This is a genomic window from Clostridium sp. J1101437_171009_A5, from assembly GCF_015547905.1.
GTDB lineage: Bacteria > Bacillota > Clostridia > Oscillospirales > Oscillospiraceae > Pseudoflavonifractor_A > Pseudoflavonifractor_A gallinarum.
On record NZ_JADMVY010000001.1, the window covers coordinates 322985 to 349975 of the forward strand.

Here is a 26991-nt window from a genome sequence, read left to right on the forward strand (position 1 = left end):
CCTGTGTCAACCCAGCGGCTGTCCTTACCCCAAATACGGTTTTCCATACATGCGAACCTTTCTTCAGGGGATCCATAGGATAAGTATAAATATTCTCTGTAAAGTCTGATATCCGCCTTCCGATAAGTTCTCGTAAAGCAGAATCTCCGCTCTCTTCCCTTCTGCAAGCAGACCACCCCAAGGGAAAATATCCATTTTATCTGTACATTTTTCTTCTTCCCATTTAAAATCACATCTGGGCTATTTCAGAGCAAAATAAAGATTGTACAATTATTTTGTAAATTTTCATACATTCTTCCGGGTCTCCCGCACAGTCCATGCCTTCCCACGCAAGGCCATAAAGCGGCGCGCTTCTTTCGTGATTTTGCCGAATACAACGCACAAAAAATGCCCCTCAGGACCAACGGCTGATCGCCGTGTCCTGAGGGGCACATGTCATACATCGAACTGAGGCTTCCAAATACACCCAGATCGATTTTCTCTTATGATATCAGTTCAAAAAGTCCTTGAGCTTCTTGGAGCGGCTGGGGTGGCGGAGCTTCCGCAGGGCCTTGGCCTCGATCTGGCGGATACGCTCACGGGTGACGTTGAACTCCTTGCCCACTTCCTCCAGGGTGCGGGTGCGGCCGTCCTCGATGCCGAAGCGGAGCTTGAGGACCTTCTCCTCCCTGGGGGTCAGGGTGGAGAGCACGTCCACCAGCTGCTCCTTGAGCAGGGTGAAGCTGGCGGCCTCGGAGGGCTCGGAAGCGTCCTCGTCGGGGATGAAGTCGCCCAGGTGGGAATCCTCCTCCTCGCCGATGGGGGTCTCCAGAGAGACCGGCTCCTGGGCGATCTTCAGGATCTCCCGCACCTTGTCCACCGGCATGGACATCTCGGCGGCGATCTCCTCGGGGCTGGGATCGTGGCCCAGCTCCTGGAGGAGCTGACGGGAGACGCGGATGACCTTGTTGATGGTTTCCACCATGTGGACGGGGATGCGGATGGTACGGGCCTGGTCGGCGATGGCGCGGGTGATGGCCTGCCGGATCCACCAGGTGGCGTAGGTGGAGAACTTGTAGCCCTTGGTGTAGTCAAACTTCTCCACGGCCTTGATGAGACCCAGGTTGCCCTCCTGGATCAGGTCCAGGAAGAGCATGCCGCGGCCCACATAGCGCTTGGCGATGGAGACCACCAGACGGAGGTTGGCCTCGGCCAGACGCTGCTTGGCCGCCTTGCCCCGGCGGATGGCCTTCTTGATGGCGGCCTCCTCCTCGGCGGTGAGGGGATAGTCCTCCCCGTTCTTGCGGGCCTTCTCGATCTCGGCCCACTGCTCCTCAGCGGCGTCACCGGCGCCCATGTCCTGGGCCAGCTGGATCTCCTCGTCGGGGGAGAGGAGGTTGACCTTGCCGATCTCCTTGAGGTACATGCGCACGGGGTCGTCGATGTTGAAGGCGTCCACCAGCGTGTTGGGGTCTACGATCTCCTCCTCGGGGATGTCCTCCAGATCGTCGATGGAGGGGACGATGTCATCGCCCAGGTCGGGGAGATAGTCCTCACCGGCGGTGTCGATACCCAGGTTTTCCAGGGTATCGTAGATCTTGTCCATCTGGTCGCTCTCCAGATTCATGTTCTCCAGCACGTCCATCAGCTCGCTGGCCGAGAGCTTGCCCTTCTTCTTGCCCCGCTCGATGAGCTCGCTGAGCTTCTCCGCGCCGGGAACACCCTCCACGACCTTCATGATCTCCAGGCGTCCGGCTTCGATCTGGGCCTCGCTGGGGCCCTTGGCACCCTTGGCCGCGTTTACTTTCTTTTCACTCATGTGCTCATCCTCCGTAGGCTTTTTTTTCTCTAAATTTTTCCGCGGCCGCCAGGAGGGGGTCCACTGCGCTCTCCCCCGCCCGCTTGAGGGCCTCGGTCTGAATGATGGCTATGTAATCCCGCAGGGCCTGCTGGCTGTGGGCCAGAGACTCCGGCTTTTCCAGCACCCCGGCCAGGAAGCTCATCTCCTCGCTGGTCAGCTCGCCGGCCAGGGCGGCCAGCTGGGTGCTGCGTCCCTCCAGGAAGCGCTGACGCAGCAGGGCGTATACCCGCCCCAGCACCGGGACGGAAAAATGCTCCGGCGTCAGGGATTCGCTCTCCCGGAAGAGGGCGGGCTCCAGCAGCATCAGCCGCAAAACCCCCTCCTCCGCCCGTCCCGAGCGCATGTTGGGATAGCGGATGCCGTACTCCCGGGGTTGAAGCTGGGCCGCCGGGGTCAGGTCCCGCCGCTCCTGCTGCTTCTTGGCCTGCCGGAGCCGGCGCTGATACTCCCGCTGGATCTCCTGCGCCATGGCCTGGGGGGAGATCCCCGCCGCCTGGGCGGCCCGGCCGCCGTAGATCTCCCGCTCCACCGGGCTGGGGAGGGTGGAGAGCATGGCGGCGCTCTCCCGGAGAAATTCCACCTTCTGGGCGTCGTCGCTCAGGTCGTATTTCACCTGGATCTGGCGCAGGCGGTACTCAATGTGGTTCTCGCTCTGATCCAGCAGCTTGGCAAAGGCCTCCCGGCCGTATTTCTTGATAAACTCATCCGGGTCCTTGGCCCCCCGCATCTGGAGGACCTTGACCTGGATGCCCGTCTTTTCCAGAATGGGGATGGCCCGCTGGGCCGCCTTCATCCCCGCGCCGTCCCCGTCGTAGGCGATGACCGCCTCCTTGGTATACCGGGAGAGGAGCTGGGCGTGCTCCTGGGTCAGGGAGGTGCCCAGGCTCGCCACCGCGCAGTCAAACCCCGCCTGGTGGAGGGAGAGGGTATCCATATACCCTTCCGTGAGGATGATCCGGCCCTGCTTGGATTTTTTGGCGATGTTCAGAGCAAAGAGGTTGCGGCTCTTGTTGTAGATCACCGTATCCGGGGAGTTGAGGTACTTGGGCGTGGAGTCGTCCAGCACGCGGCCGCCGAATCCGATGACCTCCCCCCGCAGGTCGATGATGGGGAACATCACCCGGTTGCGGAAGCGGTCATAGATCCGCCCCTTTTTGTTGTCCACCGCCAGTCCGGCATCCAGTAGCTCCCGCTTGGTATAGCCCTTCTCCATCATGGCCTGGATCAGGTTGTCCCACCCTTCCGGGGCAACGCCCAGTCCAAAGCGGGTGACCACCCCTGGGGAGAGGCCACGCTTCTGGAAGAGATATTCCGCCCCCGCTCTCCCCTCCGGGGCCCGCAGTTTTTCGTGGAAAAACCGGGCCGCGTCCTTGTTCAGAGCCAGGAGACGCTCCCGCCGGCGGCGGTATCCCTCATTCTCCCCCTGCTCGGGCATCTCCATGCCGGAGCGCTGGGCCAGAAAACGTACCGCCTCCACAAAGGGCAGGTTCTCCATCTCCATGATGAAGGAGATCACCCCGCCGCCCTTGCCGCAGCCGAAGCAGTGGTAGATCTGCTTTTCGGGGGCCACGGAGAAGGAGGGGGTCTTTTCGTTGTGAAAGGGGCACAGGCCCCAGAGATTGTTTCCCTTTCGGGTCAGGTGGACGTAGGAGGAGACCACGTCGGAAATCTCGTTCCGGGCCACCAGCTCGTCGATAAATGCCTCAGGTATGGCCATGGCGCTCCCCCCTCTCCCCTCATTTTACCGCCCAGGCCCTTGGGATGGCCAGGGTGCGGAACTGCTCCACGGCGTATTTGTCGGTCATGCCGGCGATGTAGTCGCACACCGCCCGCTCGGTCCCCTCCAGCGCCCGGATTTCCTGGAACTCACCGGGGAGGCGGTCGGCCTCCTTCCGGTAGTACTCAAAGAGGAAGCGGAGCATATCCTGGGCCTTGCGCTCCTCCCCCTTGGCCAGGGGGCTGTGGTAGACCCGTGCAAAGAGGAAGGCACGCAGCTCCTCCATGGCCCGGCGGCAGGGCTCCGACTGGCAGATCTCTCCCTTGTCCCGGCTCTGTTCGATCACGTCGGAGACCAGGGTGTCGATCCGCTCCCCGTGGGAGAAGCCCAGCACCTGGGACAGCTCCAGCGGCACATCCAGCGGATAGAGCACGCCGCCCCGGATGGCGTCGTCGATATCGTGGTTGATATAGGCGATCCGGTCGGCCAGGCGGATGAGCCGCCCCTCCAGGGTGGCGGCCTCCTCCGCGCCGGTATGGCAGCGGATGGCGTTGCGCACCTCCCAGGTGAGGTTGAGTCCCGCGCCCCCCTGCTCCAGCCGCTCCACCACCCGGAGGGACTGGACATTGTGTTCAAACCCGCCGGGCATGATCTCGTTGAGGACGGCCTCCCCGGCGTGGCCGAAGGGGGTGTGCCCCAGATCGTGCCCCAGAGCGGCCGCCTCGGTCAGGTCCTCGTTGAGGCGCAGTCCCCGGGCCATGGTCCGGGCCACCCGGGCCACCTCCAGGGTGTGGGTCATGCGGGTACGGTAGTGGTCCCCCTCGGGGGCCAAAAAGACCTGGGTCTTGTGCATCAGCCGCCGGAAGGCCTTGGAGTGGACGATCCGGTCCACATCCCGCTGAAAGTCCGTGCGCATGGGACAGGGCGGTACCGGCCGGGCCCGGCCGCGGCTCTCCTCCGCCCGGCAGGCCCAGGGCGACAGCTGCTCCCGCTGGGCCTGTTCCACCGCTTCCCGTACTGTCATGGCGCTCCTCCTCCCGAAACGACTGAAAAGGCACTCCAATTACTATATACGCTTTCCGGCGTGAAAATCCTTCTTTTTGCAAAAATTTTTTTGCACTCCGGCTTACACCGGGTCGTCGGCCAGGCGGACCATGTGGATGTGGTCCTCCCACACCCCGTGGATGCGCAGATAGGCCCGGGCCAGGCCCTCCTCCCGGAAGCCGCATTTCTCCGCCACCCGGAGGGAGCGGCGGTTGCGGGGCATGATGTTCCCCTCGATGCGGTGCAGGCCCAGCGTCCCGAAGGCAAACGCGGCGCAGGCCTTGACCGCCTCGGTCATATAGCCCTTGTTGATCTCGCTCCCGTCCATCTTGCAGCCCAGGAAGCAGGACTGAAAGGCACCCCGCACGATGTTGTTGAGGGCGATGTAGCCGATGGCCCGCTCCGGCTCCCCTTTGCGGAAGAGCCAGAAGGAATAGCCCCGGCCCTCCTCCCGGTCGATCCGGGCCTGCCGGAGCAGGCGGCTCTGCTCCTCCAGCGTGTAGAATTCCGGCGCACGCTCGGGCTCATAGGGCTCCAGAAAGTCCCGGTTGCGGGTGTAGAAATCCAGGACCAGAGCGGCCATGGACTCCTCCGGAGCCCGGCCCACCAGGCGCTCGGTCTCCAGATACAGTTCCTCTGTCATCTTCTCTCCTCCTCACTCAGCCGATGGGTACGTCCTTGAATACCTCTCCCACCACCTGGGCCGTGGAGGTGCCGGCGGTGAGCTCGGTGATGCGGGCCTGGAAGGGCTCCACCGCCCCCTCCGGCAGGAGGGCGTGGACGGTGACGTCGGCGGCGTATTCGGTCTCTCCCAGCACGCCGCCGCAGGCCTCCACTTCCAGCTTGACCCGCTCAAACATCGCATAGGGACAGGGCACGGCCGTATCCACCCAGCGGCGGACTACGGAACGGCCCGCCGCGTCCAGGGCGTCCTTGGCCGAGCGGGTATAGGCCCGCACCAGGCCCCCAGCCCCCAGCAGGATGCCGCCGAAGTAGCGGGTCACCACACAGCAGACGTTGGTGATCTCCTCCTTCTGGAACACCCCCAGCATGGGCTGTCCCGCGGTTCCCTGGGGCTCCCCGTCGTCGGAGTAGCGGACGATCCCGCCCTCCCGGATCAGATAGCACCAGCAGTTGTGCCGGGCGTCGTGGTATTTCTTCCTGGTGGCCTCGATCCGGGCCCGGGCCTCCTCCTCGGACTCCACCCGCCAGACATGGCCGATGAAGCGGGAGCGCTTCTCCACAAACTCGGTCTCCGCATCCCCCGTGGGGATATAGTACTCGGTCATCGCCGCCCCTCACTTTCCCCTTGTTCTCGCCCAGTCCGCGCGCGTCATGGCATAGCACAGCGTCAGGCGGGGCTCCCCGCCGAACGCGGTCAGACGCTGCATCCGGAGGAAGCGGAAGGAAAAGCCGCACTTCCGGATGACCCGCTTGGACTTCTGATTGCCGTCATAGTGGTCGCACCAGATGGTGTGGAGGCCCAGGTCCTCAAACCCGTAGCGCAGCAGCTCCTCCACCGCCTCGGGGATGAGTCCCCGTCCCCAGTAGGCCGGGTCCAGGGAGTAGCCGATCTCGTCGTCCGGCCCTCCGGCCTCCTTCCGGTGCCGCCCGGTGAAGCCCGCCGAGCCGATGACCCGTCCGTCCTGCCGGTGTACCACGGCAAAGACCCCGGGCTCGGAGAATACGGTGCGGATGATCTCCCGGCTCTCCTCCAGGCTCTCATGGGGCTTCCAGCCCGCGGGGGGACCCACCCTGGGGTCCTGGGCGTAGGAGAAGAGATCCTCCGCGTCCCCCGCCTCAAAGGGCCGCAGGATCAGCCGTTCGGTTTCCAGACGCATCCTCTCTCCTCCTCAGTCCTCCCAGAATTCCTTGGGCGGTTTCCAGCCCTCTACGATATAGTCCTTCATGCGCCCCAGCAGGATGGGGGTGAGGATGCCCGTCACCTCGATGGTCTCCCCATACTCCACCTGCTCCACCTTGGCGTCCCGGTAGAGCATATCCAGCAGCCCGCCCTGGTCATAGGGCAGGTGGAGCACCACCCGGCAGGCACCGGTATCCAGCCGCTTGCCGATCTGCTCCAGCAGCTGGTCCAGCCCCTGGCCGGTCTTGGCCGAGATGGCCACGATGTCCTCCCCGTGGGGCACGATCTCCCCGGTATAGCGGTCGCACTTGTTGAATACGTCGATGCGGGGGGTCTCGGCGGCCCCCAGCTCCACGATGAGCTTCTCCACCACCGCGGCCTGGTCCCGCCACTCCGGGTTGGAGGAGTCGATCACGTGCAGCAGAAGATCGGCGTAGCTCAGCTCCTCCAGCGTGGCCTTGAAGGCCTCCACCAGGTGGTGGGGCAGCTTGGAGATAAATCCGACCGTGTCCGAGATGAGCACGGTGCAGGTGTCCGAGATCTCCAGCGTGCGGGTGGTGGTGTCCAGGGTATCGAAGAGGCGGTTGTTGGCGGGGATGTCCGCCCCGGTCAGCTTGTTGAGCAGGGTGGATTTGCCTGCGTTGGTGTAGCCCACGATGGCCACCACCGGCACCTCATTTTTGATGCGCCGCTCCCGCTGGACGCCCCGGACCCGGCGCACCTCCTCCAGCTCCTCCTTGAGCTTGGAGATCTTGCGGCGGATGTGGCGGCGGTCGGTCTCCAGCTGGGTCTCGCCGGGGCCGCGGGTGCCGATGGGGGACTTGCCGCCCGAGGCGGTCTGGCGCACCAGGTGTCCCCACATGCCGGTCAGCCGGGGGAGCAGGTACTGGTACTGGGCCAGCTCCACCTGGAGGCGGCCCTCCCGGGTACGGGCCCGCTGGGCAAAGATGTCCAGAATGAGGGCCGAGCGGTCCATCACCGCCACCTTCAGCTCCTCGGAGAGCACCCGCTGCTGGGAGGGAGAGAGGGCATTGTCAAAGATGACCATGTCCGCTCCGCTGTTCTCCACCAGCTCCCGCACCTCGGCCACCTTGCCCTCGCCGATGAAGGTGCGGGGATCGGGGGTGTCCTTGTTCTGGAGCACCGAGCCCACGCAGGTGCCTCCCGCCGTCTCCAGCAGGTCCTCCAGCTCCTCCATGGTGGTCTCGGTGGCGTTCTCCTCGGCGCTCAGGCAGTGGGCGGAGAGGCCCACCAGCACGGCGCGGTTGATCTCTTTCGTGTTTTGTTCGGTCATAGTACCTCCTGTGGGCGTCCCTTATGCTTTTTGCAGGACCTCCACGATCTCGCCGATATACATCCGGTGATAGTCCTTCTCGGGATAGCACTGCTCCAGCACCGCCGGATCGGTGAAGTGTCCGGGCTCCAGGTCCTGCCAGTAGAGCTTGCGGCAGACGATGACCAGCTCGGCCTCCTCAAAATAGGGGGCGTTCCCCTCCGCCGCAGCCACGGTGAAGCCGCACTCCCGGATCTTGTCCAGCTCCCGGCCGCTCTTGGCCCCGCACAGGGCCAGCTCCCGGCGGTACTTGTCGCCAAAGAAGGACAGAGTATAGTATCCCTCCCGCTCCACAAATTCCATCGTGTAGCGCTGGGGACGGATGACGCACATGGCCACATTTCTGCGCCAGAGCACACCCAGTCCGCCCCAGGAGGCGGTCATGGTGTTGCAGTGTTCCGGCGTGCCGGCCGTGACCAGCATCCACTGGTCGTTGAGCATGGAGAAGAGATTCTGATCGATCTCCTCCGGTCTGATCTTCCTGAACATGGTTGTCCCTCCTTGGATGGATGCTCCGCCCGGACGCTCCGGGGGGCGGGTACAGAAAAACCCGTACCGGAACCGGTACGGGTTTTCATTGGAATCTTACTTCTGATCCAGACCAAACTTCTTGTTGAAGCGGCTGACACGTCCGCCAGTATCCACCATCTTCTGCTTGCCGGTGAAGAAGGGGTGACACTTAGAGCAAACTTCAACCTTAATGTCCTTCTTGGTAGACCCGGTTTCGATCACATTACCGCAGGCGCACTTAATGGTAGTCTGTTCGTAATTGGGATGGATGCCTTCCTTCATTTTATGTTCACCTCTTTCTCCCAGGGGATCAGTCGTCATAAACGCAACTGATATACTACCACCTTTCCCCTGAAATTGCAACTGTTTTTTCAAATTTTTTTGATTTCTTTTTTGAGGGACATGGTCCTTCCGCCCGGCGCATACCTGTGTATCACCGGGGGTACCCCCGGATCTGCGCAACGGACGGAGGGTAAACTATGTCATTTCTCACCGCGCTGGGGGACGCCATCTGGAACCCCTGGCTTCTGCTTCTTTTTCTGCTGACGGGGCTATGGTATTCCCTGCGCACCGGCTTCTTTCAGATCTTCGAGGTCCGCCGCTGGCTCCGCGCCACTGTGGGCTCCCTCTTCCGCCGGCGGGGAGAGCGATCCTCCGGGGGGCTGACCCAGTTTCAGGCCCTCTCCACCGCCCTGGCCTCCACCATCGGCACGGGCAGCATCGCCGGGGTGGCCACCGCCATCTTCTACGGCGGTCCGGGGGCGGTCTTCTGGATGTGGGTGTCCGCCCTGTTGGGCATGATGACCAGCTGTGCGGAAAAGACCCTCGCCGTGCGCTACCGGGAGCGCGCCCCCGGCGGCGGCTGGCAGGGCGGCCCCATGTGCTACATGGAGCGGGGCCTTGGGTCGCGGCCCCTGGCCCTCTGGTTCTCCCTGTGCTGTGTGGCCGCCTCCCTGGGAGGCGGGAACCTGGTGCAGGCCAACTCCATCGCCGCCGCCCTCCACAGTACCCTGGGCTGGGATCCACTGACCATCGGTCTGGCGGTGGCCCTGTGCTGCGGGGCGGTCATCCTGGGCGGGGTGGGGCGGATCGGCGCGGTCAGTGAGAAGCTGGTCCCGGCCATGGCGGGGCTCTTCCTCACCGGCGGGATCTTTGTCATCCTCCGCCACGCCGACGCCCTTCCCGCCGCCCTCTTCCAGATCTTCTCCTGCGCCCTGTGTCCACAGGCCGCCCTGGGAGGCGCGGCGGGGTATGGCCTGGCCGCCGCCATGCGCTACGGCGTGGCCCGGGGGGTCTTCACCAACGAGGCCGGCATGGGCTCCTCCGCCATGGCCCACGCCGCCGCCCAGGTGACCGATCCCGCCGAGGAGGGCATGTGGGGGATCTTTGAGGTGGGGATCGCCACCCTGACGGTCTGCTCCATCACGGCGCTGGTCATCCTGACCTCCGGCGTGTACGATCCGCAGGCCGCCCTGGACGCCATCGCCGGGGGCCATGTCTCGGGCACCCTGCTGGGCGCCCCCCTCTCGGCCGCGGCCTTCTCCACCGTGTTCGGCCCCTACGGGGGACTCTTCGTCTCGGTGTGCCTGCTCCTCTTCGCCTTTACCTCCCTGCTGGGATGGAGCTACTACGGGGAGCGGGGCCTCGCCTACCTCACCGGGAGCCGCCGGGCCTGCGCCCTCTACCGGGTGGTCTTTCTGGTGACGGTGGTGCTGGGGAGCGTGGGGGACGTGTCCGCCGTGTGGCAGCTGGCCGACATCTTCAACGGCCTCATGGCCCTGCCCAACCTGGCGGCCCTCCTGCTCCTCACCCCGGAGGCCCTCCGCCTGCTGCGTCATTGGCGGGAGCTCCAGCCCTGAACCTCTGCGCCTATCCCATCTGATAGAGACCCACCAGAATGGGCATGGTCACGATACACAGGAGGGTCGTCACCACATAGATGGCGCTGGCATAGTCGGCCTCCCGGTCATAGAGCTGTGCCATCTGGGTCACCGTGGCCGCCGACGGCGTAATGGCGGCCAGAAGGCTCACCAGCAGGATGGTCTCGCCGTTCTCCGCCAGGGCGGAAAGCCCGCTGAATTTCAGCAGCACCAGCAGGATCAGCGGGACCACCACCAGGCGCAGGGCCGTCACCTTCCAGATGCCCCGGAAGGAGAAGGCCTTCTTCAGGTCCATCCCGCCGATCAGCATACCGGCCACCACCATACTGAGCGGCCCGATCATGCCGCCCATCCCCTCCATGGCGCCCGTCAGCAGCTCGGGCAGCCGGATGCCCGCTGCAAAGAGAACGACTCCCGCCAGCACCGCCAAAATATTGGGGTTGAGCAAAATTTTCCGGAGGGAAACCTGCCGCTCCCCGCTGAGGAGGATCCGGCAGTGTGTCCACAGCAGCGGGACCTGAATGGCCAGAAAAACGCTGGTGAAGACCACCCACTCTTTGCCCAGGATCGCACTGACGATGGGGATAATGAGATTTCCCGCATTGGAGTACATCACAGAGGCCTGCTCCACCGCACGAAACCGCCATACCTTTCCAAGCAAGGTGACCAGCAAAAAGAGAACCACATGGATGACTACCGCCGTCAGCAGAGAGAGAAGCAGTCCTTTCACCAGCTCCGGCGTCCGCTCAATCTGAAAGGCGTTGAGCATCACGCAGGGCGAGACCAGGTAAAGGGTCACCACCGAAAGACTTCGGCTGTCCTCAGAGCGCAGAAGTCCGCTCCGCACCAGGCCCCACCCAAGCAAAATCATCAGGAACAGCTCTCCGATCTGCTCCGCCAGCAGCAAACTGATCATGTTTCTCTCCTCTTTTTCTTCTCAAACACATGGGATTTCTCTCTGCCGATTTTTCCGGCAGGTTCACATCATTTCTACCCCTCGGTTCTCCGAAAAGAACCACAGCACCCGGCGGCAGACCGGGCGGCCGGTGATCTCCTCCAGGGCACGGCTGTACGCCTCCAGCTGGGGACGGTACTCCTCCGCCCTTTGGCGCAGGGCCTCCCCCGCCACCCGGTCGGTCTTGAAGTCCACCACGGTGATCCCCTCCGCCGTCTCAAAGAAGCAGTCCACCACGCCCTGGAGCAGGACCTCTTCGCCCTCTCCCGCCTGGGGCCAGTAGTCCCGGGCGGGGACCAGGATGGAAAACTTGAACTCCCGGCGGAGGGTAGCGGAGGAACACACCTCCCGCCCCAGAGGCGAGGCAAAGAAGGCGGCCAGACGGGCGGGGTCCACCGCCTTCCCCTGCTCCGGCGTGAGATACTCCTCCCGGACCAGGCGCTCCACCTCCCGGGCCACCTGGGCCTCCGAGGACGCCCTGGAAAAGTCGATGTACTGCATCACCAGGTGGAGGGCCACTCCCTTCTGGGCCGGGGTCAGACCGAACTCCTCCTCCGCAAAGCGGGGACGGCGGAGCACCCCCTCTCCCCGGCGTGTGCCCGCCTGGGGGGTGTGCTCGGCGGCCTCCCGGTCCAGCTCCCGTCCCTTGAGCTGGGTGGCGGTCAGCTTGGACGGGATCTCCACGTCCCGCGCCCAGGGATAGCGCCAGGTGAGGGCTTTCCGCAGCTCCCCCTCCCCCATGCCGGTGGGGCGGACCGTGCGGACGGTCCGCTCCTCCGTCTGGGAGGACACAGGGGGACGCTTCAGTGCCCCGCCGGGGATCCAGCGGATGTCCCAGGCCGGACCCAGGGTGGCCAGGGTGGGCGGGACCTCCACCGCACCCGCGTCCCGGAGGGGGGCCGCCTCGGGCCGGGCCAGAACAGGCAGGAGGACCCACTGCCCCACCGACTGACAGGCGGCCAGGGCCTGAGGCTCCACCGGGCAGCCCGCGTCGGGGGCCAGCCGGGCAATGTCCCGTCCGCCCCCGGTGAGGGCCACCGAGAGGATGAGCTTGTCCTTGGCCCGGGTCACCGCCACATAGAGCAGGCGCAGCTCCTCGGCCATCATCTCATACTCCAGCTGCCGGGCCACCGCCCGGCGGGCCAGGGTGGGGTACTCCACCATCCGCCCCACGTCCAGCCGCTTGGGCCCCACGCCCAGTCTGGGGTGGAAGAGGATGGGGCGCTGCATGTCCTCCCGGTTGAGCCGCCGGCTCAGGCCGCACAGCAGCACCACCGGGAATTCCAACCCCTTGGAGCGGTGGATGGACAGGATGCGCACGCCGCCCCCCTCCCGTCCCGGGTCGGGCGCGGTGATGCGCTCCCCCTTCTCCTGCAGGCGGGTGAGGTAGGAGAGGAAGCCGTACAGCCCCCGGTGGCCCGCCTTCTCAAAGCGCCGGGCCAGCTCGGTGAGGAGCAGGAGGTTGGCCTGCCGCTCCTCGCCGTTGGACATGCTCCCAAAGACCCCCATCAGGTTGGAGCGGTCATACAGCCGCCAGAGCAATTGATAGCAGCTCTGATCGGCCGCGCCGAAGCGCAGTTCCTCCAGCTCCTCCAGGAAGGCCCGGCAGGGCTCGTCCCCCCGCTCGGCCCCGGAGCAAACCGCCTGGTAGAAGTCTCCATCCGGGCAGCCCGCCCGCAGCAGGGCCAGCTGGTCGGCGGTAAAGCCGTACACCGGGGAGCGCAGGGCCGAGATGAGGGGCACGTCCTGCCGGGGATTGTCCACGATCTGGAGGAGGGCCAGAGCTACGTTCACCTCGGTGGAGGCAAAGAAGTCCCCTCCTCCGTCGGCCTCCCAGGAGATGCCCCGCTCGGCCAGCGCCCGGGCATAGTGGGGAAGCACCGTGTTGGGGGAGCGCAGGAGGATAACGATGTCGGAGGGCTCCGCCGGGCGCACCCCTCCCTTCCCGTCCCCCACGGGAAAGCCCTCGTCCAGAAGGGCGCGGATGCGCGCCGCGGCAAAGCGGGCCTCCTGCAGGTCCCGGGAGACCCTGGCCGCCCGCTCCTCGGCGAGGCGCTCCTCCTCGTCCTCTCCGGACAGGTCCAGGGCGTCCAGCTCCACGGCGGGATTGGGGATTTCCGGGAAATCGGGCCCCGGATAGAGAAACTCCTCGGGCGTATAGTCCATCTCGCCGAACTCCACCGACATGAGGTTGCGGAAGAGGAAGTTGGCCCCCTCCAGCACCTCAGGCCGGGAGCGGAAGTTCTTGCTCAGATTGATCCGCCGGCTCTCCCCCTCCCGGGCGTGCTCATAGGAGGGGAAGGTGCGGTATTTCTCCAGAAAGATGGTGGGGTCGGCCAGCCGGAAGCGGTAGATGGACTGCTTCACATCCCCCACCAGGAAGAGGTTTTTCCCCTCCCGAGAGAGGGCGGAGAAGATGGCGTTCTGCACCTCGTTGGTGTCCTGATACTCGTCCACCATGATCTCGGCGTACCGCCCGGAGAGCTGCCCGGCCAGCTCGGTGGGCCCCTCCGGTCCCACCAGCAGCTCCACGGTCAAATGCTCCAGGTCGGAGAAGTCCAGCACGCCCCGGCGGCTCTTCTCGGCGGCATAGGCCCCCTCGAAGTCCCGCACCAGGGCGAAGAGGGCCCGCACCGCCGGGTGGACCGCCCGCAGGTCGTCCAGGAGATCGGCGCTCTCGTCCACAAAGCCCTCGGCCAGCTTCTCCATCCGCTTCTTGCAGCGATTGCGCAGGTCCTTCACCCGCTCGGCGTCGGCCAGCCCCGCCGGGACCTTCTTCCGCCCCGGCGTGGGGAAGGGGATGGGAAGCGCCTCCCGGGCGGCGTCCCACCCCTGGCGGGCGGCCTGGGAAAAGCGGCGCAGCCCCTCCAGCGTGGCGGACAGGCTGGGGGCGTAATTCCCCTCAAACACATCGTCGCAAACGCACAGCTCCAGGGCCCGGGCCATCTGCCCGGCCCAGTAGTCGGCCTGCCGCCCGGCGTCCTCCAGCAGCAGCCGGCCCCATACCGTCTCGCCGGCCTCGGACACGCCGTCCAGCAGGAAGGCACGCTCCTGCTCTGCCAGCCACGCCGCCGGGCGGGGATGGCTCTGGACCCGCCCCCGGATGTCCAGCACGATCTGGACCAGGCGGCTGTCGTCCCGCCCCGCCGACATGGTGTCCACCAGGAAGGAGAAGTCGTCCCCCTCCTCCAGCGTCTCATAGCGCCGCTCCAGCACCTCTGTGAGGGTGTCCAGCATGAGCAGGCCCGCCTCGCTCTCGTCCAGCAGGCGGAAGTCCGGATGCAGGTCCAGCAGATGGCCCTGCTCCCGGAGGATCTGGGCGCACAGGGCGTGGACGGTGGAGATCTGCGCCTTGTAGACCAGCGTGGACTGGCGGCGCAGGTGCCCGTCCTCCGGATGGGCGGCCAGCCGGGCGGAGAGCTCCTCCACGATGCGGGAGCGCAGCTCCGCGGCGGCTGCCTTGGTGTAGGTGATGACCAGGAAGGCGTCCACGTTGAGCCCCTCCCGCTCCACCCGGTCCAGCAGCCGCTCCACCAGCACCCGGGTCTTGCCCGAGCCGGCGGCCGCCGACACCAGAAGGGTCCCGCCCCGGTTGTCCACCACCGCCTGCTGCTGTTTGGTCAGTTGAAATCCCATGCGCCTGGCTCCTTTCCCGGCCGCTCTTCCGGCCCTGTCTCATGCAAGGGAGGGGCTTACTCCTCCCACTTTCGGGCGTGTTCCTCGTTCCAGATCTCGGGGTCGCCCACCCCCACCTCGCTGGCCCGGTAGACCGGGTTCTTTCCCGCCCGGCGCTGCTCGTTGTAGTCCCGCAGGACCCGGAGGGCCTGTCCGCCCAGCAGGAGGATGGCCACCAGGTTCACGAGAGCCATCAGGCCCATGAGCACGTCGGCCAGGTTCCACACGGTGGAGAAGTCCATCTGGGCCCCCAGGAAGACGGCGGCCACACAGGTTACCCGGAACAGGTTGAGTCCGGTTTTCGAATCCCGGATGAATTTGAAATTGGTCTCGGTGTAGTAGTAATTGCCCACCAGGGAGCTGAAGGCAAAGAGGAAGATGGACACCGTGATGAAGAGGGGTCCGAACTCTCCCACCTGGTTGAGCACCGCCGCCTGGACGTAGCCCATGTCCTTGACCGCCGGGTCGATGGGCACCCCGGAGAGGAGCAGCATGAAGGCGGTGGTGGAGCAGATGAGGATGGTGTCGATAAAGACCGAGAGCATCTGCACCAGGCCCTGCTTGACCGGGTGGGACACGTCGGCCGCCGCCGCCGCATTGGGGGCGGAGCCCATGCCCGCCTCGTTGGAGTAGAGTCCCCGCTTGACGCCCTGCATGATGCAGGAGGCACCCAGACCGGCAAACATGGCCTTGGGATCAAAGGCCTGCTGGAAGATCATGGAGAGCATGGCGGGCACCTGGCCGATGTTCTTGACCGTGATGAAGAGGCCCAGGGCGATATAGACGGCCGCCATGACGGGCACCAGGCCGGAGGTGATGGCGCTGATGCGGCGCACGCCGCCGAAAATGCTCACCGCCGTGAGGGCGGCCAGGATGCCGCCCACCACCAGAGGCCAGATCGAGTCGGCATAGTGGGGGATATAGTATTTCAGGGAAGTGCCCGCGTTGAAGGCCTGGAGGGCGTTGAAGCCGTAGGCAAAGCAGGCGATGAGGAGCACCGCAAAGACCACGCCCCACTTCCGGCTGCCCAGCGCCTTCTGGATATAGTAGGCGGGACCGCCCACCCAATCCTCTCCGTGTTTTTCCTTATAGCACTGGGCCAGGGTGCTCTCGATAAAGGCGGAAGCCGCCCCCACCAGCGCCAGCAGCCACATCCAGAACACCGCGCCGTATCCGCCCACAGCGGTGGCGGTGGCGATGGCGGTGGCCACGCCGGCGATGTTGCCCGTCCCTACCCGGGAGGCGGTGGAGATCATCAGGGCCTGGAAGGACGAGATGTCCTTTCCGTCCCGCTTCTTCTCCCCCAAAACCCGGATGGCCTCAGGAAAGAGGCGGAACTGCACCGCCTTCGTGCGGAAGGTGAAATAGAGTCCCGTCACCACCAGCAGGGCGATGAGGATATAGGTGTACAGAAAGTTGCTCAGCTCTCCTAACAGCGAGTTGAACCAGGTGGTCATATACTTCTCTCCTTAAAACATTTGATCTGCAAAATCGTGTGGGACCTCACAGCCCCAGCTTCCGCCAGAAATCCTCCCCCTTTACCGTGGGGAAGTAGCGGATGCGGTCCTCGCCCCGCCCCTCCTCAAAGTGGCAGGCGGGGGCGTAGTCGCACCATTGGCAGGCGTTGTGGTCCGGTCCCCGCCAGAAGGGATCGGCGGCGATCTTTCCGGCCGCCAGCTCCGCGCCGATCTCCCGGAGGATGGCGGAAATGTGGCGCTCCAGCCGGCCCAGCCGCTCGGCCGAGACCAGGGCGTCGCCGGTGATGGCCCCCGTCCGGCTGGAGACCTTGACGGGCAGGAAGCGGATCCCCTCCGGCCCGGCGTGCTCCATGGCCGAGAGCACCTCCGGCTCGTCCAGAATGAGCCCCTTGCGCTGGAGCTCCCGGTCCATGGCCCGGCGGCGCTCGCTCTCGCTCATGGAGCGGCTCCCCGCCAGAACGGCGTCCCGGGCGGGCAGGTAGAGCACCCCCGCCGGTACGATATGTTTCCCGAAGCGCTCCTTCCCCTCCTCGGTCAGGGTGAAGAGGTAGAGGAGCATCTGAAGCCCCATGCCGTTCCAGATGTCGGTGAGGTCGAAGGACTTCCGCCCCGTCTTATAGTCCACCACCCGGAGACAGAGTTTGTCCCCGTCCACCCAGCCGTCCACCCGGTCCACAAAGCCCGAGATGCTCACGGTCAGGCCGTCCACCTTCAGCTGGACCGGCGGCAGGTCCTTCCCCTGGCCGAAGCCCAGCTCAAAGGCGATGGGCTGGAAGTCGGAGCGGGAGAGCTCCTCCACCACGTTCTCCACCACGGCGTACACCGACTTGAGCAGACGCCGGAAGAGGTAGCGGAAGCGGGGGGACTCCCCCTCCAGGCCGCCCAGCTTCTCCCGGACATACCGCTCCACCACCGACCGGCTCAGGGCGTGCAGCTCCTCCTGCTCCATCTCCCGGGGGACGGGGACGGTGCCCTCTTTCGTCAGGGTGCGCAGCACGTGCTCCAGCACATAGTGGACAAAGGTGCCGTACTCCGGGGCCTGGAAGCCCGCCGGGCGGCGGGCCTTTGCCTTGAGGCCGTACTGCATGAAATAGGAGAAGTGGCAGGACTTGAACTTGTCCATGCGGGAGGCGGACATGGGCACCTGCTGTCCGTACAGGGCGGCCACCGCCGCGGGGGACAGGTGCCCCCGCTCCAGGGCGGCGGCCCGCTTCATCCGCTCCACCAGCGGAGCGTATTCCGGGAGCTCCTCTAGGGCCTCCTCCACCTCCGGATAGCGCCCGGCCAGCTCCAGGGCGGGCCGGGGGGCGCACAGGCGGAAGGTCCCGCCCGTCTGGCTCTCCCGCTCCACCCCCAGGCCGGGGAACATCCCCCGCAGGCGGCCCACCAGGAAGGCGGGACGGCGCTCCTCTCCCTCCGGTCCGGCGGCCGGCCAGCTCACCGAGAGCCGCTCCGTTGGAATGCACAGGGATTCATAGACCGTGGTCATCTCCCGGTCCAGCCGGTCGGGCAGGCTGGGGGCCAGCTCCAGCCCGAAGGAGGCCAGAAGGCTCCGGTCGTCGTCGTTGAGCAGGCCCGGCCCCGGGGAGGCCTGGGGGATGGAGGCGTCGTCCGCCCCCAGCAGGAAGAGGGCCCTGCACCTCTTGTGGGCCAGGCGGGGCATCTCCCCGGCGTGGACCCGGTCCAGGGAGACCGGGATGGAGCCCACGCTGTACTGGGAGAGCACCAGGGAGAAGAGCCGGGCATACTCCTCCCCCTCCAGCGGCAGATCGCCCAGAATGCGGGCGCACTGCTCCATGGCGTCGCACAGGATGTCCCAGAGCTGGCGGTATTCCTCCGCCAGGGCGGGCTCTCCCCGGGCGCGGAGGGCCTCCTCCCGCTCCAGAAGGCGCTGGGGCAGGCCGATCTCCTCCAAAAACTGATAGAGGGCCATGGTCTGTCCCCGGCCGGTCCGGTCCACCCCCAGCCGGAGCTTCTCCAGGGGCCCGGTCACCTTCCGGCGCAGGGCGTTGAGCTCTGCCAGGGCGGCGCGGTCCTCCTCGCTCCAGGACAGGCCGTAGCCCTGGGGGTGCATGGTCCAGTCCCCCTTCTGGGTCCACTGCCCGCCCCGCAGGTTCCATTTGAGGGCATAGTTCTCCAGCCGGTCCCGCTCCTCGTCGGTGAGGTCGGTGAGCCCGGTCTTGAGATAGCGGAAAAGGTCCTCATAGCGGTACTCCCCCGCCACCGTATCCAGGGCGGCTGTGATAAGAGAGAGTACCGGCTTTTGCAGGATGTCGCTCATCTCCCCCAGGAACACAGGCACTCCATAGCGCCCGAACACCGTCTCGATCAGGGGGCCGTAGAGCTCCATGGAGCGGGCGGTCACCGCGATGTCCCGGAAGCGGTAGCCCTCCTCCCGGACCAGGCGGAGGATCCCGGCGGCAGCCCGCTCTACCTCGGCGTAGGGGGCGGCCGCCTCAAAGAGGGAGATCCCCTCCCAGTCGCTTCTGGCCTCGCCCGGGCGCAGGGCGAAGAGCTCCTCCTCCACCGCCTGGAGGGCCGGGCTCCGCTCCCCTCTCCCCTCCAGCACCTGGGTATCGGCGGGGACTCTCCCCTGCCGGGCCAGGCAGAGGAGCTGCCGGGCGGTGCGCCGGGCCGTGGTAAAGAGTCCGCCCTCTCCGTCCCCCTCCTCCAGGGTGTCACAGGTGAGGGTCACCGTCACCGACCGGGCCTGCCGGAGCAGGACGGCGAGCACCTGGCGCTCCTGAGGCGTGAAGTCGGTAAAGCAGTCCAGATAGAAGTCCTTTCCCTGGGCCCAGCCGCTCCCCTCCAGGGCGGTGACCAGCCGGGTGAGGCGGTCCCGGGGGTCGGCCCCCTGCTGCTGGGTGAGGGCCTCATAGGCCCCGAAGATCAGGGCGATGTCCCGGAGCTTGTCCCCCTCGCCCCCGCCGGTCTCCTCCCCGGCCTCCCAGAGGGCCTCGGGAGAGATGCAGCAGCTCTTGAGCTCATCCACTGTGGAGAGGAGACCCGTCAAAAAGGCCGGCTTGCGGGAGGGCCGGCGGTAGACCGTGAGCTTGTCGGCAATCTGCCGCAGGGCGGCATACATGAGCAGGAGCCGTCCCCCCGCGTCCAGCGCCGGGGTGGCCACTCCTCCGTAGACCGAAAAGACCCGCCCGGCCAGCCGGGTGAAGGAGAGGACCTCCGCATAGCGGGAGACCTGGTTCCCCGCGGCGGCGCACAGACGGCGCTCACTGTCGTGGGAGTGCTGTTCCGGCACGATGAGGATCTGGGGGCGCTCCCCCCCGCTCTCCCGAATGCGCCGGAAGAGCTCGCCGGAGGCCGCGCCTCCTCCCCGGCTCAACAACAGATGCAGCATACTGGACCTCCTCCTTCCGCAGGGCGGCCTCTGGCCGCCCCTCCAGACTGTCAATAACGTGTACTTCTGCCCTTTGCACTGCAAAAGCCTCGCAGAGTTCCGTTGTCCGCAGACAACGGAAGAGAGACAAAGCGTGTTTTCCGGCGGCGTGTACGTCGGAAAACACACCCCTCAGGCCGCAAGCGTGCGCCCCTTCCCAGGAACCCAAACGAAGCCCAGCGAAGCGGGTTTGTTTGGGAGAGGAGGGGCAAGGGAGTGAAATGAGCCCTGGCTGTCAGGCCGGGGCGAATGGTGCGGACTTTGACCCGACGATGCATGCAGCGGCCTGCATCCTCTCGAAAAAATGCTCGCATTTTTGAGAAGCATGTCGGACTTGTCCGACATGCGGAAGGGCCCGCGCCAACGCCTGGCGCGGGCCCTTGTGTTTGCGTTTACTGGGGGCTGACGGTGTAGTTGGGAGCTTCCTTGGTGATGTAGATATCGTGGGGGTGAGACTCCCGCAGACCGGCCGCCGTGATCTGGATGAACTGAGCCTTCTGCTGCAGATCGGCGATGGTGGGGCAGCCGCAGTAGCCCATACCGGCGCGCAGGCCGCCCATGAGCTGATAGATGGTCTCGCCAGTGAGTCCCTTGTAGGGGACGCGGCCCTCGACGCCCTCGGGCACCAGCTTCTTGTTGTTCTGCTGGAAGTAGCGGTCCTTGGAGCCGCAGGCCATGGCGCCCAGAGAGCCCATGCCGCGGTACACCTTGAACTGACGGCCCTGGTAGACCTCGGTGTCCCCGGGGGACTCCTCACAGCCGGCCAGCAGGGAGCCCAGCATGACCACGTTGGCGCCGGCGGCGATGGCCTTGGCGATGTCGCCGGAGTACTTCACGCCGCCGTCGGCGATGATGGGCACGCCGTACTCGGCGGCCACGCAGGCCGCGTCATACACAGCGGTGATCTGGGGCACGCCGATACCGGCCACCACGCGGGTGGTGCAGATGGAGCCGGGGCCGATACCGATCTTCACACAGTCGGCGCCCGCCTCGATGAGGGCACGGGTACCCTCGGCGGTGGCCACGTTGCCGGCGATGAGCTGCACGTCGGGGTACAGGGCCTTGATGCGCTTGACGCACTCCAGAATGTTGTGGCTGTGGCCGTGGGCGGAGTCCAGAGCCAGCACGTCGGCGCCGGCGTCCACCAGGGCGGAGACGCGGTCCATCACGTCGGAGGTGACGCCGATGGCGGCGCCCACCAGCAGGCGGCCCTTCTCGTCACGGGCGGAGTTGGGGTAGACGCTGGCCTTCTCGATGTCCTTGATGGTGATGAGGCCCTTCAGGTTGCCCTTCTCGTCCACCAGGGGCAGCTTCTCGATCTTGTGGCGGCGCAGGATCTCCTTGGCCTCCTCCAGGGTGATGCCCTCCCGGGCGGTGACCAGGTTCTCCTTGGTCATCACGTTGTCGATGAGCTGGTTCATATCGGTCTCAAACTTCATGTCGCGGTTGGTAATGATACCGATGAGACGGCCGTTGTCACAGATGGGCACACCGGAGATGCGGTACTTGGCCATCAGCTCGTCGGCCTCGGCCAGCGTGTGGCCGGGCGCCAGCCAGAAGGGGTTGGTGATAACGCCGTTCTCCGAGCGCTTGACCATATCCACCTGCTCCGCCTGGGCGCCGATGGACATGTTCTTGTGGATGATGCCGATGCCGCCCTCCCGGGCGATGGCGATCGCCATGCGGTACTCCGTCACGGTATCCATAGCGGCGCTCATCAGAGGAATGTTCAGGGTGATCTTCTTGGTGAGCTTGGTGGTCAGGTCAATGTCCGCGGGGAGTACGTTGCTCTCAGCAGGCACCAGGAGCACATCATCGAAGGTGAGCCCCTGCTTGGTAAACTTCTGGCTTGCATCCGTATTGACCATAGTGCATCTCCTTATCTGCAATGAATTTTTCCTATTTTACTATCTGTGTCGAAGGTTGTCAACCCTCCGTTTCCGGAAGGGGCGCAAGGGTGAGGGCCGCGTCAAACCGGCTCTTTCCATCCCGGTCGGAGCCGTGGGCATACCACATGCCGTTCTCCGTGCCGGTATAGACCTCAATGGTCTCGCCTGGCAGGCATTCCGCCAGAAATCCCACCTGGAGCTCCGAGAGGAACTTCCCCTCGCCCAGCTTCTCCATATGCAAAGCATCGCAGATAAAATCGGCGTATTTGCTGTTGTTCACATGGCGGTTGACGTCAGCGTCGCTGTAGTGCATGCGCCGCTCCTCCGCCAGGGCCATCTCCGCGGGCAGGTGGATCTTGCCCAGGGTGCGCTCCTTGCACAGCTCTCCCCCGTCGGTCCCCGTGAACTCGGGCACCTTGGAAAGGCGCAGGAGCTTGTGGGTCTCCAGATCGGCCAGCACCCAGGTGGAGACCGCCTCGCCCGCATAGACCCCGTCCACATACAGGTCATAGTCCCGGTAGGTGGAGGCCCCCTTGCCGCCCCGGTGCCAGGTCTTTACCGTGACGGTCTCGTTCCAGTGGAGAGGCCGCTCCAGCCGGTACCACATCCGGGCCAGCATCCAGAAGCAGTTGTACCGCTCCAGCGTCTCCTCCCGGGAGACGTGTAGGGCCACGGCCGCCTCGGTGGCCGCCTCCTGCAAAAGCCCCAGCAAGGCCGAGGGGCGGCACTGGTTGAAGGGATCGGTATCCCGGGAGTCAATGGTATATTCATAGGTGAAATACATATATTTCCCTCCTCTTTCCGCCGTCACGCCCGGCGTCCGTGGATGCGGAGGGTGTGCTTGCAGCAGATGTCCTCAATATCGCTCTCGGTGGCGGCGGGGATGCGCAGATCGCCCCCGCACGCGGCACAGACCAGGTCCACCGAGCTGTAATTGACCTGTAGCTTCCACTCCTTGCCGCCGCAGGAGCAGGAGATCCCGCCCCGCTTGGCGATGTCCCGGATCTCGGAGAGCACCTCGTGCATGACGATCTCATCCAGGAACGCGCCCCGCTCGCCGGCCTCCCGGTGGAGCTTGTCCACGGCCTCCTCCAGGCGGCGCACCGCGCCGAACACGGTGTCCTCCTCGCCCACATAGCAGCAGTCCAGGCCCGACTTCCCGCAGGAGAAGGCCAGTCCCCGCCGGTGGAGAAAGTCATGGCTGGCGCAGGTCACCCGGTGCTCGCCTCCGCAGGAGACACAGGGCACGGTCAAATGCACCCGATCTCCCATCATCTCCACCCGCAGGGCCGATTTCCCGCAGGGACAGGGCAGCTCATTGGGGGCCGCGGCCAGCTGGAACACGCTCCGCTCCAGGATCACGCTCTGCCGGCAGGCGGGACAGATATAGGCAATGGTTCGTTTCTCTTCCGCCATAAAAACTCCTTTTTTCCACAAAAGCAGTGCCGCCGCGCCGCGCATGCACTCCCCCCAAAAGGAGTGCCCGCTGTCTTCCGCGGCCGCACAGGATAAAAATATTATACTCGAAACATCCCGCTTTGACCAGACGTCCCCCCCACAAAATCCACGTGCATAAGACCCTTTCTTTTTGTTCAAACTAGGCCCGAGAACAACATTTGGAGGCGAAAGGCATGAACAGCAAACGACGGGGCAAGCAGACCGTGGCTCTGACGCGCCCTCCTTCCATCGCCGGCTTTGCCAGCGTGGTGGGAAAAAAAGAGGGCGAGGGGCCGCTGGCCGCCACCTTTGACCAGATCGGCGCGGATGACACCTTCGGCGAGACCAGCTGGGAGAAGGCCGAGAGCGCCATGCAGCGTCTGGCCCTGTCCGCCGCCCTGGAGAAGGCGGGAAAGGCCGCCTCCTGTCTGGATTATATCCTGGCCGGGGACCTGCTCAACCAGTGCATCGGCACCGGATTTGCCGTCCGGGGGACCGACGTCCCCTTTTTCGGCCTGTATGGGGCCTGCTCCACCATGTCCGAGTCCCTCTCTCTGGCGGCCATGCTGCTGGACGGGGGGTTCGGCACCCTGACGGCCGCCGTGACCTCCTCCCATTTCTGCTCCGCCGAGCGGCAGTACCGCACCCCCCTGGAATACGGCGGCCAGCGCACCCCCACCGCCCAGTGGACGGTGACCGGGTCGGGCGCGCTCATCCTGACCGCCGAGGGGAGCGGCCCCTATGTGACCCATGTCACCACCGGCAAGATCGTGGACAAGGGCATCCAGGACCCAGCCAATATGGGAGCCGCCATGGCCCCGGCGGCCTACGACACCATCCGCACCCATCTCTCGGACACGGGGCGCAAGCCCTCCTTCTACGATCTCATCGTCACGGGGGATCTGGGCAAGCTGGGACATGAGATCGTGCTGGACTTTTTCCACCGGGACGGCGTGGATCTGAAAAACCTGGTGGACTGCGGGGTGCTCATCTACGATCTGGAGGGGCAGGACGTCCACTGCGGCGGCTCGGGCTGCGGCTGCTCCGCGGTGGTGCTGGCGGGCCATCTTCTGAACGGCATGCTCCAGGGCCGGTGGAAGCACATCCTGTTCTGCGGCACCGGCGCCCTCCTCTCCCCCACCTCCACCATGCAGGGGGAGAGCATCCCAGCCATCTGCCACGCGGTGGCCATCTCCACCCAGGTCTGAGGAGGAATGCATATGGATCTCTTTTGGGAATATGCCCGCGCCTTTCTGTGCGGGGGCGTCCTGTGTCTGATCGGACAGCTGCTCATTGACAAGACCTCCCTCACGCCCGCCAAGATCCTGGTGACCTATGTGGTCTCCGGCGTGGTCCTGGGCGGGCTGGGGATCTATGAACATCTGGTGGACTTTGCCGGCGCCGGGGCCACCGTCCCCCTGACCGGGTTCGGCTATCTGCTGGCCAAGGGCGTGCGCAAGGCGGTGGAGGAACAGGGCGTGATGGGGGCGCTCACCGGCGGGATCACTGCCGCCGCCGGAGGGATCACCGCCGCCATCTTCTTCGGCTATCTGGTGGCCCTTCTCTTCAAGCCCAAGCCAAAGTCCTAAAGCCTGTTTGAGAAAGCGGTCGAACCTATTCACGCACGCTGAGCGCCTGTCCACCCGTTTGGGGGACAGGCGCTCTTTTCTTTCCCCATGTCTTTGTGGTATACTCAATCGTATTCCAACGCAAAGGAGTATCCGCTCATGAAATGGCTCATCGCTTCCGACCTGCACGGGTCGGCCTACTGGACAGCCCGCCTGCTGGACGCCTTCCACACCGAGGGCGCCCACCGGCTGCTCCTGTTGGGGGACCTGCTCTACCACGGGCCCCGCAACGACCTGCCCCGGGACTATGCCCCCAAGGCGGTCATCGCCATGCTCAATCCCCTCGCCTCCCAGATCCTGTGCGTCCGGGGCAACTGCGAGGCAGAAGTGGACCAGATGGTGCTGGATTTTCCCGTCCTGGCCGACTATGCCCTTCTCCAGGAGGGGGAGCACCTGATTTTCGCCACCCACGGGCACCAGTTTCATCTGGATCATCCGCCCAAGCTCCAGCCCGGAGACATTTTGCTCCACGGACATACCCACGTCCCGGTCTGTGTGGAGGGGCCTGTCTTTACCTATCTCAACCCCGGCTCGGTCTCCATCCCCAAAGAGAACAGCCCCCACAGCGTCCTGCTGCTGGAGGACGGCCGCTTCCAGTGGAAGGACCTGGAGGACGGACACGTCTTTCAGGCCTGGTCCATGTCCCCCGCCCGGTAAAGACATGGACGTTCCCGCTCCCCTGTGGTAGAATCAAACTACCGCAATCCCCCATTTATTCCAGATCAAAAGGAGTATTTTATGAAATTTCCCCGACTCTTGCTCCCCTCGGCTCTGCTGCTGGCCTGTACCCTGAGCGCCTGCGGCGGCGGAACCACCGCCGCCTCGCCCTCTCCTTCCCCCTCGCCCTCTGCCGCTGCGGAGGATACGGCCCAGGAACAGAGCGGCGTCCTCAGCGTCTTTACCGCCACCGACCTGAACGACCAGGCGGTGGACCAGTCCATCCTGGCCGACTATGACCTGACCATGATCAACGTCTGGGGTACCTTCTGTCCCCCCTGCAAGGAGGAGATGCCCGCGCTGGCCGAGCTGCACACCGAGTATGCCGACCAGGGCTTCCAGATCGTGGGCATCGTCAGCGACGTGCTCAACCAGGACGGCACCCTCAATCCGGAGCAGGTGGAGGAGGCCCGCACCATCGCGGAGGGCTCGGGCGTCACCTACACCAATCTCCTCCCCTCGGAGAGCCTCTATCCCATCCTGGGGCAGATCTATGCCCTGCCCTCCACCTTCTTTGTGGACTCTGAGGGCAACCAGGTGGGGAAGTTCTACATGGGGGCCAAGACCAAGGACCAGTGGGCCGCCGTCATTGAGGAGACCCTGGAGGAAGTGCAGTGAAGAACGTGCGCGCCTTTCTCCCCACCCTGCTTGTGCTGGGGCTGGGGGCGGCCCTGATGGTGGTGGGCACCCGTCTGGGGGGACGGGACGCGGTCTTTATGAAGGCCGTGAATCTCTGTCTGGAGTGTGTGGGCATTGGATAAGAAGCGCCGCGGTCTCCGGACCTGGGTCCAGCTGGCCTGGACCGCCCTCACCAACGGCTATGTGCAGGGCTTTACCTCCGGGACCATCTGGAAGGGTCCCTCCAAGGCCTACTGCGTCCCGGGGCTCAACTGCTACTCCTGCCCCGGTGCGCTGGGCGCCTGCCCCCTGGGCGCCCTCCAGTCCACCCTGGCCAGCGGCCGGGCCAGGACCGCTTTGTATGTGCTGGGCTTTCTGATGTTCATCGGCGCGGCCCTGGGCCGCTTTGTGTGCGGCTGGCTGTGTCCCTTCGGCCTGGTGCAGGACCTGCTCCACAAGATCCCCTTCGTGCGGAAGCTGCGCCGTCTGCCGGGGGAGAAATGGCTGCGCAGGATCAAATACCTGCTGCTGATCAGCTTTGTCATCCTGCTCCCCCTCTTTGCGGTGGACGCCTTCGGACAGGGCTCCCCCTGGTTCTGCAAGTACGTCTGCCCCTCCGGCACCCTGCTGGCCGGCTGGCCCCTGGCCGCCGTCAATCCCATGCTGCGGGACGTCCTCGGGTTTCTCTTCACCTGGAAGAGTCTGCTCCTCATCCTACTGATCGTGCTCTCTCTTCTGATCTACCGTCCCTTCTGCCGGTACCTGTGTCCCCTGGGGGCCATTTATGGCCTCTTGAACCCCATCTCCCTGTACCGGCTGAAGGTGGACGCCAACCGCTGCACCAGCTGTGGCCACTGCCAGAGCGCCTGTAAGCTGGACATCCCGGTCTGGCAGCGCCCCAACAGCGTGGAGTGCATCCGCTGCGGCGACTGCCTCCAGGCCTGTCCCACCGGCGCCATCACCTCCACCCCGGCCCAGCTGCGCAGGGCCTGCCGGGGCAGATCCTGATTTC

General features: G+C 65.2%; 23 protein-coding genes. 7 read left to right on the forward strand and 16 right to left on the reverse strand.

The features are described 5' to 3' along the window. Positions 1–490 precede the first annotated feature (490 nt). The 9 genes from rpoD to rpmE all read right to left on the reverse strand — a co-directional run bounded on the left by rpoD (position 491) and on the right by rpmE (position 8590). Positions 491–1798 (reverse strand): RNA polymerase sigma factor RpoD, encoded by a 1308-nt coding sequence (gene rpoD / locus I2C21_RS01680; RefSeq protein WP_186962825.1) that lies wholly within the window; start codon positions 1796–1798, stop codon positions 491–493. A gap of 4 nt (positions 1799–1802) precedes the next feature. Further along, positions 1803–3557 carry a DNA primase gene (gene dnaG, locus I2C21_RS01685; protein ID WP_195278336.1) on the reverse strand — a complete coding sequence of 585 codons (1755 nt, stop codon included), beginning with the start codon at positions 3555–3557 and terminating at the stop codon, positions 1803–1805. Between the two features lie 19 nt (positions 3558–3576). Beyond that, positions 3577–4581: a deoxyguanosinetriphosphate triphosphohydrolase gene (locus I2C21_RS01690; protein WP_195278337.1), complete on the reverse strand. Its 1005-nt coding sequence runs from the start codon at positions 4579–4581 to the stop codon at positions 3577–3579. A 102-nt stretch (positions 4582–4683) separates the two neighbouring features. Beyond that, on the reverse strand, positions 4684–5244 hold the full coding sequence (locus I2C21_RS01695; protein ID WP_193536423.1) for a GNAT family N-acetyltransferase: 561 nt from the start codon (positions 5242–5244) through the stop codon (positions 4684–4686). A gap of 16 nt (positions 5245–5260) precedes the next feature. Next, entirely contained in the window at positions 5261–5890 is a 630-nt protein-coding gene (locus I2C21_RS01700) for an IMPACT family protein (RefSeq protein ID WP_101693562.1), read from the reverse strand. 9 nt (positions 5891–5899) lie between these two features. Next, entirely contained in the window at positions 5900–6442 is a 543-nt protein-coding gene (locus I2C21_RS01705) for a GNAT family N-acetyltransferase (protein ID WP_101693563.1), read from the reverse strand. Between the two features lie 12 nt (positions 6443–6454). Then, positions 6455–7759 (reverse strand): GTPase HflX, encoded by a 1305-nt coding sequence (hflX, locus tag I2C21_RS01710; RefSeq protein ID WP_186962827.1) that lies wholly within the window; start codon positions 7757–7759, stop codon positions 6455–6457. Positions 7760–7780: 21 nt separating this feature from the next. After that, positions 7781–8287 carry a flavin reductase family protein gene (locus I2C21_RS01715; RefSeq protein ID WP_101693565.1) on the reverse strand — a complete coding sequence of 169 codons (507 nt, stop codon included), beginning with the start codon at positions 8285–8287 and terminating at the stop codon, positions 7781–7783. A 96-nt stretch (positions 8288–8383) separates the two neighbouring features. Then, complete coding sequence (gene rpmE / locus I2C21_RS01720; RefSeq protein ID WP_101693566.1) at positions 8384–8590, reverse strand: 50S ribosomal protein L31; 207 nt, start codon at positions 8588–8590, stop codon at positions 8384–8386. A gap of 197 nt (positions 8591–8787) precedes the next feature. Between rpmE and I2C21_RS01725 the strand changes: the two genes are divergently transcribed. Then, on the forward strand, positions 8788–10167 hold the full coding sequence (locus I2C21_RS01725; RefSeq protein ID WP_193536417.1) for an alanine/glycine:cation symporter family protein: 1380 nt from the start codon (positions 8788–8790) through the stop codon (positions 10165–10167). 10 nt (positions 10168–10177) lie between these two features. Here the strand turns inward: I2C21_RS01725 and I2C21_RS01730 are convergent, their stop codons facing one another. The 7 genes from I2C21_RS01730 to I2C21_RS01760 all read right to left on the reverse strand — a co-directional run bounded on the left by I2C21_RS01730 (position 10178) and on the right by I2C21_RS01760 (position 22995). Then, positions 10178–11104, reverse strand: coding sequence for an AEC family transporter (locus I2C21_RS01730; RefSeq protein ID WP_195278338.1), 927 nt, complete (start codon positions 11102–11104; stop codon positions 10178–10180). Between the two features lie 63 nt (positions 11105–11167). Further along, complete coding sequence (gene addA / locus I2C21_RS01735; RefSeq protein ID WP_195278339.1) at positions 11168–14779, reverse strand: helicase-exonuclease AddAB subunit AddA; 3612 nt, start codon at positions 14777–14779, stop codon at positions 11168–11170. A 56-nt stretch (positions 14780–14835) separates the two neighbouring features. Further along, positions 14836–16275, reverse strand: a complete 1440-nt coding sequence (locus tag I2C21_RS01740; RefSeq protein WP_193536411.1) for an alanine/glycine:cation symporter family protein — start codon at positions 16273–16275, stop codon at positions 14836–14838. A 46-nt stretch (positions 16276–16321) separates the two neighbouring features. Next, the gene (locus tag I2C21_RS01745) at positions 16322–19651 is read right to left on the reverse strand and encodes a PD-(D/E)XK nuclease family protein (protein WP_195278340.1); all 3330 of its coding nucleotides are present in this window, start codon (positions 19649–19651) and stop codon (positions 16322–16324) included. A 431-nt stretch (positions 19652–20082) separates the two neighbouring features. After that, positions 20083–21558, reverse strand: a complete 1476-nt coding sequence (gene guaB / locus I2C21_RS01750) for an IMP dehydrogenase (RefSeq protein ID WP_101693572.1) — start codon at positions 21556–21558, stop codon at positions 20083–20085. 58 nt (positions 21559–21616) lie between these two features. After that, the gene (locus tag I2C21_RS01755; protein WP_195278341.1) at positions 21617–22363 is read right to left on the reverse strand and encodes an acyl-[acyl-carrier-protein] thioesterase; all 747 of its coding nucleotides are present in this window, start codon (positions 22361–22363) and stop codon (positions 21617–21619) included. A 23-nt stretch (positions 22364–22386) separates the two neighbouring features. Beyond that, entirely contained in the window at positions 22387–22995 is a 609-nt protein-coding gene (locus I2C21_RS01760) for a hypothetical protein (protein WP_101693574.1), read from the reverse strand. Positions 22996–23210: 215 nt separating this feature from the next. Between I2C21_RS01760 and spoVAD the strand changes: the two genes are divergently transcribed. From spoVAD to I2C21_RS01790, 6 genes are all read left to right on the forward strand, one after another. Continuing rightward, positions 23211–24224: a stage V sporulation protein AD gene (spoVAD, locus tag I2C21_RS01765; RefSeq protein WP_193536407.1), complete on the forward strand. Its 1014-nt coding sequence runs from the start codon at positions 23211–23213 to the stop codon at positions 24222–24224. A 12-nt stretch (positions 24225–24236) separates the two neighbouring features. Next, positions 24237–24605, forward strand: coding sequence for a stage V sporulation protein AE (spoVAE, locus tag I2C21_RS01770; protein ID WP_101693576.1), 369 nt, complete (start codon positions 24237–24239; stop codon positions 24603–24605). A 138-nt stretch (positions 24606–24743) separates the two neighbouring features. Beyond that, entirely contained in the window at positions 24744–25301 is a 558-nt protein-coding gene (gene yfcE / locus I2C21_RS01775) for a phosphodiesterase (protein WP_195278342.1), read from the forward strand. 81 nt (positions 25302–25382) lie between these two features. Further along, on the forward strand, positions 25383–25979 hold the full coding sequence (locus tag I2C21_RS01780) for a TlpA family protein disulfide reductase (protein ID WP_101693578.1): 597 nt from the start codon (positions 25383–25385) through the stop codon (positions 25977–25979). Then, positions 25976–26122, forward strand: a complete 147-nt coding sequence (locus I2C21_RS01785) for a CD1871A family CXXC motif-containing protein (protein WP_180956887.1) — start codon at positions 25976–25978, stop codon at positions 26120–26122. Before I2C21_RS01780 ends, I2C21_RS01785 begins: the two co-directional genes overlap by 4 nt. Beyond that, entirely contained in the window at positions 26115–26987 is an 873-nt protein-coding gene (locus I2C21_RS01790; RefSeq protein ID WP_207730555.1) for a 4Fe-4S binding protein, read from the forward strand. Before I2C21_RS01785 ends, I2C21_RS01790 begins: the two co-directional genes overlap by 8 nt. Positions 26988–26991 lie beyond the last annotated feature (4 nt).